Raw genomic sequence first — 13,276 nt, 5'->3', positions numbered from 1 at the left:
CGCGCAGCACTGACGATCGGAGCGCTCACTTCAGCGCTCAGTCTTCAAGGAATGCGCCGGAAAACAGCAGGGTCAGCCCCTCGGCCATTGTCGGGTGGGTGAGCACCGCATCCCGCACCTGGGTGAACTGCATGCCGGCCAGCATCGCCACCTGCACAACGGCTATCACCTCGCTGGCCTCCGTGCTGAGCAGGGAGGCGCCCAGGATGAGGTTCGTCTCACGGTCGATGACAGCACTCCACTGGCCCTCAAGATGACCGACAGTTCTGGCCCTGGGAATGGCGCTCACCGGCATCCGCGCCATGCGCACGTCGTAACCGGCGGCGAGGGCGTCGCGTTCGGTCAGGCCGACTCGGCCGAGCTCCGGTGTCATGAACACGCAGTATGGGATCAACCGGCCGACCGTGCTGCGCAGAATCCCGCCCCCTTCGGCAACCTCAAGGTTGTGCGCCAGAATGCGGTAATCGTCATATGAGGCGTGTGTGAACTGCGGGGTTCCGGCGACGTCACCGGCAGCCCAGACCCGGTTGGCGGTGGTGCGCAGATATTCGTCGACGATGATGTAGCCGCGCTTATCGGTCTGCACACCGGCGATGTCCAGGCCGATGCCTACCGTGACGGGCTGCCTGCCGACGGCGACCAGAAGCTCATCAGCGTCGACGGTGTCGCCGGAGTCGAGACTGACGGTAACTGTTCCATTCGCGTTTCTGACAACGCCCACTGCCCGGTCTCCCAGCCGCAGGTGGATGCCAGCGGCGATGAACCGGGCCTCGATCGCCTCAGCGACCCCAGCGTCTTCCTGAGGCAGCAGCTGATCAGGACCCTGGATGAGTGTCACCGCTACCCCGATCGTGTTCAGCAGGTCGGCAAACTCGCAACCGATGTAGCCACCACCCAGGATCAGCAGGCTGGCCGGCAGTTCGTCGAGCCTGACCAGATCGTTGCTGGTCAGGACGTCAGCGTCGGCCAGACCGGGAATCATGGGCAGGAGGGGTTCTGTGCCGAGATTCAGCACCACATCCGCTCCCCGCACGATACGGGTCTCTCCGTCGTTCAGGGCGATCCGCACGGTGCGGGGCGCGATGAAACTGGCCTCACCGAGGATGAAATCCATGCCTGAGCCAACGAACGAGGCAAGCTGTCCCTTCACCATGGTGGATACGACGTCTTCTTTGCGTCGGCGCAACAGCTCGAGATCCATCTGTGGAGTGATGACGTCGGCTACGCCGAACTCTGCCGCCCTGCGGACAGTCTGCAGAACGCGCCCACTATTGATGAGCGTCTTCGTCGGGATACAGGCCACGTTGATGCAGGTGCCCCCGATCATGCCACGCTCGACCATGACGACAGACTGACCGCTTCTCGCGACCTCCATCGCCAGGGTCTTGCCTGCTTTTCCGCCGCCGACGACGAGCAGGTCGACCTCTTCGATCTGCTCAGACTCGGCAGTGGCGATGTAAGTTTCTGCAGTGCTCATGTGGATTCCCCCTCCGAATCGACAGTACGCCCGCCGACCACGCGTGTCAGTGGCCCCAGCACCGTAGGCTGGATTAGCCGACAGCGGCGCAGCTGTACGCTCGAACACAGGGGCATTTCCCGCCCGACAACCGCCAGCCTGGAGACACGCGATGAAAGACAACCCCCAGCTTCGTTTCATCCTCATCACCATCGCGGTGCTGCTCGCGCTGATGCTGCTTGTCGTCGTCATCCAACTTGCAGTTCCGTCAACCGATGGCACGCCGACGCAGAACACCGGTCTGGCGGCGGCCTCAGGCCTGGACTTCGCCTGACACGGTCACTGAGGCAGCTCGCTGCCGACGCCTGTTCAGCTCTGCAATCGCGACCATGATCCCGACGAAGGCCGCTGCCCCCAGTACCAGGTAGACGGCATCCAGTGCTGCTGAGAAGGCAAGCAGCACGAACGGAAGCACAACGCCGACAACCGCCCAGGGCAGCACGTTACGCACGGGCTCCCGATAGCGCAGCATCTCCAGCGCATTCGTGAAGTAGAAGAGCGAGAGTCCACCGGTGATCGCCACCGTGGCTCCCGTCGGCAACGGATCCGCCGGCTCGGCGACCGCTGTGCCAAGACCGGCAGCGATCAGTACGACTGCCGTTACCAGCACGAACGGCAGGTACATCACCGTGTCGCGAAGTCCCCCGATATCTCCCGCGGCGTGCAGTCGACGCCAGCCCTTCTCGGCCGACGGCGTTCCGTAACTGAAGAACGCCCAGGCGAGCAGCGTGATCAAGGAACGACATGAGGGCGGCGAGGCCGGATTCCGCTGTCCAGTGCTCACTGAGCTGCTCGATGACTGACAACACAGACTCACCGAAAACGATGACGACGAAGAGCCCAACCCGTTCGCCGAGGTGATCGATATTCAATGCCCGGCGCAGCCAGCCGGAGTCGCGACCGAGGAACGCGAGGAGCACCACCTCGATGGCAATCGCGATGCCCCAGAGCACAAGCTGTGCGGCGTGAGGTGCGAAAGCCGATGCCGCCCACAGCACGGCTGTCACACCGCTGTAGACGACGGGCCTGTACCAGGCGACGCCATTACGCCTGCCCTGCAGCCACCACATGAAGAACAGCACAACGCGGATCACCGCATTTCCGAGAGCGTATGCCCAGGCCCGTTCGCTCAGTCCGTCGACTATCGCTGCGGCCATCATGCCGACAGCAAGCATCACGACGCTCATCATCAGCCAGATCTTGCCTGTCACGCGCTCACCGAACAGGTTCAGCGTGAGGGTGACGTTCACCCATGCCCACCACGCGGGAAAGAACAGCACGCCAAATGTGAGAAAGGCCGCCAGTGTCGGCGCACCATGCAGACCCAACGCCAGCTGACCAACGAAGACAACCATCACAAGGTCGAAGAAAAGTTCAAGCCAATTGGCATGCCTGGCGGGCCGATCACGGGTGTCGTCATCAGGTTTAGCGGGCGGTCCCACAACTGCAGGCACGGCGCCAGCGTAGTCGGGCCTGTAGCACTTCGAAAAGGATCGCCTCGTTTGACGAAACGCGATTATCGTCGTCAGCAGAGCGCGGGCGTGATACCGGGGGTCGGCGCTGAAGGGGGTCTTTGCGGATGTCTGAATCAGAACAACAGAGTGGTCACGTTATCGGCCTGGTGCCTGCGCTGGCGTTCGGGGTCGGTACCGTCGTTGGCGGCGGAGTCTTCACCCTCTCAGGAACGGCCCTGAACATGGCGGGCCCCTGGGCGATCGCCAGCTATCTCATCGCTGGGGCTGTGATGTTCCTCTGCGCGCTCTCCTTCGTCGTGGTGTCGGCCAGGGCCAAACCCGACGAGTCTGGCTACGGCCCGATCGGAACCATCCTCAGCCCGTTCTGGCGCTTCATCACCATGTGGGGTTTCTACTTGAACGGTGCCACGATCATCGCGTTCCTGCTGGTGTCGTTCGGTGACTATCTCGAGGGCTACTTCTTGCACGGGATCTCACCGCTGTTGCTCGGCTGCATTGCGGCCGTGGCCATCGTCGCACTGAATCTCGGGCAGACCGATACCGTGGCCAAGGCCGAGACCGGGATCGTCGGACTGAAGCTCGTCATCCTCGCTGTGTTCGCGGTGTGGGGCATACTCGCCCTGCGGGCTCCCGTATTCGAAAGGGATGCGCCGGAGGGTGTCGCCGGCGTCTTCGGTGCCGCGGCACTCGTCTTCACCGCGTACACGGGATTCAACGTCATCGCCAACATGGCAGGCTCCATCCATAATCCGAAGCGCACTGTTCCGCGGGCGATGCTTCTCACACTGCTCATTTCCACCGTCATCTACATCGGGGTAATCCTGGCCATGCTGGCCAGCGGAGTTACCGATTTCAAGTCTGTCGGTGTCGCACAAGCCGCCGACGCCCTGATCGGGCCGGTGGGTGGAATCCTCATTGCTTTCGCCGCCTGCCTCTCGACCCTGTCCGGCGCGAATGCGAACCTGCTGGGATCCAGCGAGATCGTGATCCGACTCGTCGCGCGCGGCGACATCCCGCCGGTGTTCGGCCGTTCGCTGCGCAAAGGGCATCCGTATGGCAGCGTGATCTTCCTCGGAATCGTCACGATCCTGCTCGTGCTCTTCGCCGAGATCAATTTCATCGTCTCGGTCGCAAGCGCCGCTGCTGCCATCGCAATGGTTGTCGTGAACATTGCGGCTGCAGTACTCGCCATCAAGGGATGGCCTGGTGAGGGCCCACGCCTGCCGCTCGGACCCACGATCCCGATTATCGGAGCCATCGTTACCGCAGCACAGTTGCCGTCTCTCGGCTTGTGGCCCGTTGTCGTGACGATCGTGCTTACCGCGCTCGGCGGGGTGCTCTACTACTTCAGGCACGTCACAAAGAACGGGGAGGGACGCAAGGAACGCTCGAACAGGCGCATCAACGAGCTGGACACCCCGCTGATGCGCGGCATCAGGCGCCGCTCCCCCAAGGATGTCTAGTCGACATCCCGGGTTAACGCACAGCGCCCCACGACCACAGGGTCGCGGGGCACTGCATATACGAGGTTCTTAGTCCTTGGCGTATGCCGGAGCAACACCGTTGTGCGCGTCACCGACGCTGTACACGCGGATGTCGTTCGTCGAGCCAACAATTCCGGGAGGGGAACCGGAGATCACAACGACCTTGTCGCCCATTTCGGCGAGCCCCTGACCGAGCAGGATGTCGTCGACCTGGCCAAACATGGCGTCGGTGTGCGTCACGCGGTCGACCAGGTACGTCTGCACGCCCCAGCTGAGTGCGAGACGACGACGGATGCCCGGCTCGGGAGTGAAGGCCAGCATTGGAATCTGCGTGCGGATGCGAGACATTCGACGAGCAGAGTCACCGGACTCGGTGAAGATGCAGATGTACTTCGCGTTAACGAAGTTGGCGACCTCGGTAGCGGCGAGGGTGATCGCGCCGCCCTGCGTGCGCGGCTTGACCGTCAACGGCAGAATGCGGTCGAGGCCGTGGACCTCGGTCGACTCGACAATGCGAGCCATGGTCTGCACCGTGACAACCGGGTACTCGCCGACGCTGGTCTCGCCACTCAGCATCACGGCATCCGCGCCATCAAGCACAGCGTTCGCGACGTCAGAGGTCTCTGCGCGCGTCGGAACCGGGCTGTGGATCATGGATTCGAGCATCTGCGTCGCAACGATGACCGGCTTCGCCATGCGGCGCGCGATCTCCACTGCGCGCTTCTGCACGATCGGCACGGCTTCGAGCGGAAGCTCGACACCGAGGTCACCACGGGCGACCATGATCGCGTCGAACGCGTCGATGATCTCTTCGAGGTTGTCGACAGCCTGCGGCTTCTCGATCTTGGCGATGACGGGAACGCGGCGTCCCTCTTCGGCCATGATCTCGTGAACGCGGTCGATGTCGGCTGCGTCACGCACGAACGAGAGTGCGATCAGGTCGGTGCCGAGGCGAAGGCCCCAACGCAGGTCTGCTTCGTCCTTCTCAGACAGTGCAGGAACGTTCACGGCAACGCCGGGCAGGTTGATGCCCTTGTTGTTGGAGACGGTGCCAGCAACGATCACCTTGGTGGTCACGACGGTGTCGTCAGCTTCAACAACCTCGACCTTGACCTTGCCGTCGTCGATCAGCAGGAAGTCGCCTGCCTTGACGTCCTGGGGCAGGCCCTTGAACGTGGTGCCGCAGATGTCCTTGTTGCCGAGGATGTCCTCGGTGGTGATCTTGAAGATGTCGCCGACGGCGAGCTCGTACGGGCCGCCCTCGAACTTGCCCAGACGGATCTTCGGGCCCTGCAGGTCGACCATCACGGCGATTGCGCGGCCGGAGTCGTTTGCGGCCTTGCGCACGTTGGCGTAGACGCCCTCGTGCACGTCGTAGCTGCCGTGGCTCAGGTTCATACGGCAAACGTCGACGCCTGCATCGATCAGTGCCCTGATCTGTTCATAGCTTGACGCTGCCGGCCCAAGGGTGGCAACGATTTTAGCGCGTCTCATTCTGGTAAATCTCCGGTTTCCGCGCAGTGCTGCGCTTTGTGCTTCGGGACGTGAAAATTTTAGGAAAGGGCGAATGCCCGATCGGTGGGCTTGACGGGGGAAGGAAGCTCAGTCTCACCTTCGAGGAAGCGGTCGACGGCTGCAGCTGCAGCGCGACCTTCGGCGATTGCCCACACAATGAGCGACTGTCCGCGACCGGCATCTCCTGCAACGAAGATACCTTCACGGCTCGTCTGGTAATCACCATCACGTTCGACATTACCCCTGTCGTCGAACGGAAGCTGAAGCTGCTCTGAGAGTTCATCACTCTCAGGGCCGGTGAAACCGAGTGCGAGCAGCACCAGATCGGCCGGAATCTCGCGTTCTGAACCGGCCTTCGGTACCCGCCTTCCATTCACAAATTCGGTCTCGGCGACGCGGATCGCGCGTACTTCTCCGACCTCATTCGCCAGGAATTCAACTGTCGACGCCAGATATTCGCGGGTGCCACCCTCTTCGTGGGCGCTAGACACCTCGAACAGGGTTGGCGCCATCGGCCACGGCTGGTGGTCCGGACGCGTGGTACCTGGCTGCTTGCCAATCGCGAGGTTGGTGACGGATGCCGCCATCTGACGGTGCGCGGTTCCGATGCAGTCTGCTCCGGTATCACCACCGCCAAGGACGACGACGTGCTTGCCCTCTGCAGTGATCTGTGACGAGACAGTGTCCCCTGCGCCAACCTTGTTCTGCTGGACGAGGTACTCCATGGCGAAGTGCACGCCGGGAAGATCGCGGCCGGGGATCGGGATGTCACGCGGAACCATGGCTCCCGTGGCGACCACGACTGCGTCGTAGCGGGTGCGCAGGTCGTCCCAGGTGATGTCGACGCCGATGTTGACGCCGGCCCTGAAGCGGGTGCCCTCTGCCGTCATCTGAGCGAGGCGCGCTTCCAGGTGCTTCTTCTCCATCTTGAAGTCAGGGATGCCGTAGCGCAGCAGGCCGCCAATGCGGTCGTCACGCTCGAACACGGCAACGGTGTGGCCGGCGCGCGTCAGCTGCTGGGCGGCAGCAAGGCCCGCAGGACCTGAGCCGACGACGGCGACAGTCTTACCTGTGATGCGTCCAGGCGGCTGGGGCTGTACCCATCCGTTGGCGAATGCCTGGTCGATGATCGACACCTCGACCTGCTTGATCGTGACAGCAGGCTGGTTGATGCCGAGTACGCAGGATGACTCGCAGGGTGCAGGGCAGAGCCGACCGGTGAATTCGGGGAAGTTGTTCGTGGCGTGCAGCCGTTCGATGGCCGCGTGCCCTTCTCCGCGCCAGGTGAGGTCGTTCCACTCCGGGATCAGGTTGCCGAGCGGGCAGCCCTGGTGGCAGAACGGAACGCCACAGTCCATGCAGCGGCCGGCCTGGCGCTTGAGAACGGCTGAATCACCGGCCTCGTAGACCTCTTTCCAGTCCATCAATCGCACAGACACCGGCCGACGGGCCGGAAGTTCGCGGTCAGTGGTCTTCAGGAATCCCTTCGGATCAGCCATTGGTTACCTCCAGGATGCGGTTCCAGACAACATCGCCGTCGGGGTCGAGCCCCTCATCGACAGCGTTCTTCCTCGTGGCGAGTACTGCGGCGTAGTCACGCGGCAATACCTTCACGAATGTTGCACACGTGGTTTCAAAATCAGCGAGCAAGCGCGTGGCAAGGGCAGAGTCGGTGTGAGCGACGTGCTGCTCAAGCAGATCGCGAACAATCTCGCGGTCGGCACTTTCAAGCGGGTGCAGTTCGAGCTCGCCCGAGTTCAGCGAGTCACTGTTGACGGCTTCGGTCCGGAGGCCGAGCACGTATGCGGTGCCACCGGACATGCCGGCTCCGAGGTTACGACCAGTCGTGCCGAGGATGACTGCGAGGCCACCTGTCATGTACTCGAGTGCGTGGTCGCCGACACCTTCAACGACGGCCGTCGCCCCGGAGTTACGAACCAGGAAGCGCTCCCCCACTATGCCGCGGATGAACATGCTGCCCTGGGTGGCTCCGTAGCCGATGACGTTGCCAGCGATGACGTTACGTTCCGCCGGGAACACGCTGCCCCTGTCGGGACGCACGATGATCTGACCGCCAGAAAGGCCCTTGCCGACGTAGTCGTTCGAGTCGCCCTCGAGACGCAGGGTGATACCGGCGGGAAGGAACGCGCCGAATGACTGGCCGGCGCTGCCTGACAGGGTGACCTCGATCGACCCCGTTGGCAGACCGTTGACACCGTGACGCAGCGTGACCTCGTGGCCAAGCATGGTGCCGACGGCGCGCTCGGTATTGCGGATAGGCATCGCGATTTCGACGTGGCCACCGTGCTCAAGCACGCTGGCGCTCAAACGAATCAGTTCATTGTCGAAGTGCTTCTCCAGCTCGTGCGACTGCTCACGCGCAGACTGACGCGGCTCGGAATCGGAGAAGTCAGGGCCGACCAGGATTGGCGCCAGGTCGAGACCCGATGCCTTCCAGTGTTCGAGCGCACGGTTGACGTCGAGCACCTCGCGGTGACCGATGGCCTCTTCCAGGCTTGCGAAGCCGAGCTCAGCCAGGTACTCGCGTACCTCCTGTGCGATGAACTCGAAGAAGTTCACGACGTAGTCGGCCTTGCCGGCGAAACGCTTGCGCAGTTCAGGGTTCTGGGTCGCAACGCCAACCGGGCAGGTGTCGAGGTGGCAGACGCGCATCATGATGCAGCCTTCGACGACGAGCGGGGCTGTCGCAAAACCGAACTCCTCGGCACCGAGCAGGGCGCCGATGATGACATCGCGACCCGTCTTCAGCTGGCCGTCGACCTGCACGACAACCCGGTCGCGCATGCCGTTCAACATCAGTGTCTGCTGGGTCTCTGCCAGGCCGAGTTCCCACGGGGTACCGGCGTGCTTGAGCGAGTTGACCGGGCTGGCTCCTGTACCGCCGTCGTGGCCTGAGACCAGAATGACGTCCGAGAGGGCCTTGGCGACACCGGCAGCCACAGCACCGATACCCGACTGGCTGACCAGCTTGGTGTGGATGCGAGCCTTCGGGTTGGCGCGCTTGAGGTCGAAGATGAGCTGCTTGAGGTCTTCGATCGAATAGATGTCGTGGTGCGGGGGCGGCGAAATCAATCCGACACCGGCGGTGGCGTGGCGAGTGCGAGCCACCCACGGATACACCTTCGTCGGCGGCAGCTGACCGCCCTCACCGGGCTTGGCACCCTGTGCGAGCTTGATCTGGATGTCTTCGGCGTGGGTGAGATACATGCTCGTCACACCGAATCGACCCGATGCGACCTGCTTGATCGCGCTGCGGCGCTCAGGATCGAGCAGACGGTCGAGGTCTTCTCCGCCTTCACCGGTGTTCGACTTGGCGCCCAGGCGGTTCATGGCGATCGCAAGTGTCTCGTGAGCCTCCTGCGAGATGGAGCCGTAGCTCATCGCGCCAGTGGAGAAACGCTTGACGATCGACGCGACAGACTCGACGTCATCAATCGGGATGGGCTTGCGCGCACCGGCGTTGAACGAGAACATGCCACGAATTGTCATGAGCGTCTCGGCCTGGTCGTCGACGAGCTTCGTGTATTCACGGAAGATGTCGTAGCGACGGGTACGAGTCGAGTGCTGAAGGCGGAAGATCGTCTCCGGGTTGAACAGGTGAGGCGAGCCGTCGCGACGCCACTGGTATTCGCCGCCGGTCGCCAGGCGTTCATGGGCCTTCACCGCGGCATCCGCTGGATAGGCCTGCGTGTGGCGATCAAGGTTCTCTGCAGCAACGACATCGAGTCCGATACCGCCGAGCTTGCTCGTCGTGCCGGTGAAGTATGCGTCGACGAACTCCTGGCTGAGACCGACTGCCTCGAAGGCCTGGGCTCCGGCGTAAGACGACACCGTAGAGATACCCATCTTCGACATGATCTTCAGAACACCCTTGCCGAGCGCCTTGATGACGTTATGCACTGCCTGCTCGGCCGTCACGTTCGTGATCATTCCGCTGCGCACGAGATCTTCGCAGGTCTCCATCGCCAGGTATGGGTTGACGGCAGACGCGCCGTAGCCGATCAGCAACGCAACGTGATGAACCTCACGCACGTCGCCGGCCTCGACGACGATGCCGACCTTCATCCGGTTCTCTGTGCGAATGAGGTGGTGGTGCACCGCTGAGATCATCAGCAAAGACGGAATCGGTGCGAGGTCTTTGTTGGAGTCGCGGTCGGACAGCACGATGAACAGCGCGCCGGCCTCGATGGCCTCGTCAACTTCTGCGCAAATCGCCGTGAGACGATTCGCCAGGGCATCAGGACCCTCATCGAAGCGGTACAGGCCACGGATCGTGGTTGTCGTGCTGCTGCCTGGACGCGTGTCGATGTGCTGGATCTTGGCCAGCTCGTCGTTGTCGATCACCGGGAAATCGAGGACGACCTGGCGCGCGTGGTCAGGTCCGACGCTGAGCAGGTTGCGCTCAGGGCCGAGGCCCAGCTTCAGTGACGTGACGACGGCTTCACGGATGGAGTCGAGCGGCGGGTTGGTGACCTGCGCGAACTGCTGGGTGAAGTAGTCGAACAGCAAGCGCGGACGCTCGCTCAGAACGGCGATCGGGGTGTCTGAGCCCATGGCGCCGAGCGGCTCCGCACCGGTACGGGCCATTGGTGCAAGGATGACGCGCACTTCTTCTTCGGTGTAACCGAAGGTGCGCTGGCGACGCACGACAGATGCCGGCGGGTGCACGATGTGCTCGCGCTCTGGCAGGTCCTTGAGGTTGATGCGGCCCTCATCGAGCCAATCACCGAACGGCTCAGCTGCTGCAAGCTCTGCCTTGATCTCGTCGTCTTCAATCAGGCGGCCGGCGTTGGTGTCGACCAGGAACATCTTTCCGGGACGGAGGCGCCCCTTACGGACAATCTTGCTTGGGTCGATGTCGAGAACACCGATCTCGCTGGCCAGAACCACGAGGCCGTCATCGGTGATGACGTATCGACCAGGTCGCAGTCCATTGCGGTCGAGGGTGGCACCGACAAGTGAACCGTCGGTGAAGACGATTGCTGCCGGGCCGTCCCACGGTTCCATGAGCATCGAGTGATACTCGTAGAACGCGCGACGATCGGGGTCGAGGTCTGGCTGGTTCTCCCAGGCCTCGGGCACCATCATCATGATGGCGTGCGGCAGCGACCGGCCAGACAGGCTGAGGAGTTCGACGACCTCATCGAATGAGGCAGAGTCGCTGGCGCCAGGGGTGACGATGGGCAACAGCGGTCCCAAGTCGCCAAGCAGCTCGGATTCGAGCTGGGACTGGCGGGCGCGCATCCAGTTGCGGTTTCCCTGGACGGTGTTGATCTCGCCGTTGTGCGCGATCATGCGGAACGGCTGGGCCAACGGCCACGACGGGAAGGTGTTGGTGGAGTAGCGCGAGTGCACGAGCGCCAGAGTCGACGCAAAGCGTTCGTCAGAGAGGTCGGGGTAGAACGGCTCAAGCTGGAGCGTCGTGACCATGCCCTTGTAGACCAGGGTGCGGCAGGACAGCGACGAGAAGTAGATCTCGAGTTCGCGCTCTGCACGCTTGCGCAGCCTGAACGTCTGGCGGTCGAGCTGGATTCCAGAAACGAGCGCACCGGTCTCGGTGGTGTTGATGCTCTGCACGAACAGCTGCTGGATGGCCGGCATTGCCGCTCTGGCCAGATTGCCAACCTCAGCGGGCCGCACGGGAACCTCGCGCCAGCCGAGGATGGTAAGCCCCTCGCTCGCTGCGATTGCCGCGATCTGTCGCTTGATCGCGCTGCGCGAGGTGGGATCGGTCGGCAGGAACACATTACCTACCGCGTAGCGACCCACCTGTGGAAGGTCGAAGTCAGTGACTGCCCGAAGGAAGGCATCCGGAATCTGGGTGATGATTCCGGCGCCGTCGCCCGTTCCTGCATCGGACCCGACAGCACCGCGGTGCTCGAGGTTACGCAGGGCGTCGAGCGCCAGGGTGATGATGTCGTGCCCAGCGGTACCGCGGAGCGTTGCAACCATCGCAAGTCCACACGCGTCGCGCTCGTTGCTCGGGTCATACATGCCCTGTTTTGCCGGGGCACTGCCGAAGCGAGCGAATGGCGAACGTAGCGGTGTAGCTGGATACTGCTCTGATATTGGTTCAAAAACCGACGATTGTGAATCCACTGGACCGTCCTCACAGAATGATTGGCACGGAGGGACGACGTTGGCCCACTGAAGGAACATTTGCACGGTGCTCGGTCTTGCAGAGCTTGTACCGTGAACAGGTTGGGAAGGGTAAATCCAGGCCTAGGGGCGTGAGTCGCGGGGGCTTGTGGCCGATGACTCACCTGACTCGCCACGGGCAGCGGCTCCATCGCCCTGATCCGACGTGTTCGAGTCGTCGTCAGATTCTACCTCAGGGTCGGGTGCAACCCATTCGCGTCCCGGAACATAGGGGCTGAGTTCGGCCCCGGCGTGCCTGCGCTGCTGAATCCAGATGATGGCTATACCGATCACGATGGCCGCGAATGACGCCCATACGTTGGTACGGATGCCCAGGAAGATCTCGCTCGGGTCAACGCGGATCGACTCAAGGAAGCTGCGACCAATGCCATACCAGATGAGGTAGACGCCGAACGCCTTGCCCCAGCGCAGGCTGAACTTGCGGTCCAGGTACAGGATGACGGCGACGCCGATGAGGTTCCAGATGATCTCGTACAGGAAGATCGGGTGGAACAGCGTGCCGTCCGGCAGTCCTGCGGGGAACGCCGCGTTGGTGGATTCGATCTGCAGGCCCCATGGCAGCGTCGTCGGCAACCCGAACAGTTCGTGGTTGAACCAGTTACCGAGGCGGCCGAAGGCCTGAGCGAGCAGCAGACCAGGAGCGAGAGCGTCAGCAAACGACCAGAAGCGGATGCCCGTCATCCGGCAGCCGATGAAGGCACCGATGCCGCCACCGATCAGTGCACCGAAGATGGCGTTGCCGCCCTCCCAGATGTACAGGGTTTTCAGCAGGTCGGCACCGTCGTAGAAGTAGTCACCTGGGTGCGTGAACACGTGGTAGATCCGGGCGCCGATGATACCGAGCGGAACAGCCCACAGGATGATGTCAAGGACGACACCGGGCTCAGCGCCACGCTTGGTCAGTCGCCTCGACGTCATGATCGTGGCGACAATGATGCCGACCAGGATGCACAGGGCGTACGCGTGAATGCGGAACGGTCCGAGGTCGAAGAAGCTCCAGTCGGGGCTCGGAATGCTGAGAATCACGGAAGCCGGTAGAACTGACACCTGTGCATTACCTTTCGTCGTGACGAGACGTCACCAAATGGCAGCCCTCTGGAGCCACC

At 62.7% G+C, this 13,276-nt stretch carries 8 protein-coding genes and 1 pseudogene; 2 read left to right on the top strand and 7 right to left on the bottom strand.

Going from position 1 to position 13,276, the window contains the following annotated elements:
• Positions 1 to 37: 37 nt before the first annotated feature.
• On the bottom strand, positions 38 to 1,477 hold the full coding sequence (locus tag ACMT3I_RS05400) for a dihydrolipoyl dehydrogenase family protein (protein WP_414803404.1): 1,440 nt from the start codon (positions 1,475 to 1,477) through the stop codon (positions 38 to 40).
• A 151-nt stretch (positions 1,478 to 1,628) separates the two neighbouring features.
• Between ACMT3I_RS05400 and ACMT3I_RS05395 the strand changes: the two genes are divergently transcribed.
• Positions 1,629 to 1,790, top strand: a complete 162-nt coding sequence (locus ACMT3I_RS05395; RefSeq protein WP_414803403.1) for a hypothetical protein — start codon at positions 1,629 to 1,631, stop codon at positions 1,788 to 1,790.
• Here the strand turns inward: ACMT3I_RS05395 and ACMT3I_RS05390 are convergent.
• Both ACMT3I_RS05390 and ACMT3I_RS05385 read right to left on the bottom strand, forming a co-directional pair.
• Complete coding sequence (locus ACMT3I_RS05390; RefSeq protein WP_414803402.1) at positions 1,770 to 2,300, bottom strand: low temperature requirement protein A; 531 nt, start codon at positions 2,298 to 2,300, stop codon at positions 1,770 to 1,772. The genes ACMT3I_RS05395 and ACMT3I_RS05390 overlap by 21 nt on opposite strands.
• Positions 2,263 to 2,958, bottom strand: a pseudogene (locus tag ACMT3I_RS05385) (low temperature requirement protein A); the annotation flags it as partial. The pseudogene ACMT3I_RS05385 and the gene ACMT3I_RS05390, both read right to left, overlap by 38 nt.
• A gap of 137 nt (positions 2,959 to 3,095) precedes the next feature.
• On the opposite strand from ACMT3I_RS05385, the gene ACMT3I_RS05380 reads away from it, so the two are divergent.
• Complete coding sequence (locus ACMT3I_RS05380) at positions 3,096 to 4,454, top strand: APC family permease (protein ID WP_414803401.1); 1,359 nt, start codon at positions 3,096 to 3,098, stop codon at positions 4,452 to 4,454.
• A gap of 69 nt (positions 4,455 to 4,523) precedes the next feature.
• On the opposite strand, the gene pyk is transcribed toward ACMT3I_RS05380, so the two are convergent.
• From pyk to lgt, 4 genes are all read right to left on the bottom strand, one after another.
• The gene (gene pyk / locus ACMT3I_RS05375; RefSeq protein ID WP_414803400.1) at positions 4,524 to 5,969 is read right to left on the bottom strand and encodes a pyruvate kinase; all 1,446 of its coding nucleotides are present in this window, start codon (positions 5,967 to 5,969) and stop codon (positions 4,524 to 4,526) included.
• A gap of 59 nt (positions 5,970 to 6,028) precedes the next feature.
• On the bottom strand, positions 6,029 to 7,489 hold the full coding sequence (locus ACMT3I_RS05370; RefSeq protein ID WP_414803399.1) for a glutamate synthase subunit beta: 1,461 nt from the start codon (positions 7,487 to 7,489) through the stop codon (positions 6,029 to 6,031).
• Positions 7,482 to 12,005 carry a glutamate synthase large subunit gene (gene gltB / locus ACMT3I_RS05365; RefSeq protein WP_414803398.1) on the bottom strand — a complete coding sequence of 1,508 codons (4,524 nt, stop codon included), beginning with the start codon at positions 12,003 to 12,005 and terminating at the stop codon, positions 7,482 to 7,484. The genes ACMT3I_RS05370 and gltB overlap by 8 nt, the downstream gene beginning before the upstream one ends.
• A 228-nt stretch (positions 12,006 to 12,233) precedes the next feature.
• Positions 12,234 to 13,217: a prolipoprotein diacylglyceryl transferase gene (gene lgt / locus ACMT3I_RS05360; protein WP_414803397.1), complete on the bottom strand. Its 984-nt coding sequence runs from the start codon at positions 13,215 to 13,217 to the stop codon at positions 12,234 to 12,236.
• Between the last annotated feature and the right edge of the window lie 59 nt (positions 13,218 to 13,276).

This window comes from Leifsonia sp. A12D58 (genome assembly GCF_047530025.1).
Classification (GTDB): Bacteria; Actinomycetota; Actinomycetes; order Actinomycetales; family Microbacteriaceae; genus Cryobacterium.
Note: the sequence above shows the minus strand (reverse complement) of the source record. Positions and strands in the feature narration are given on the sequence as shown.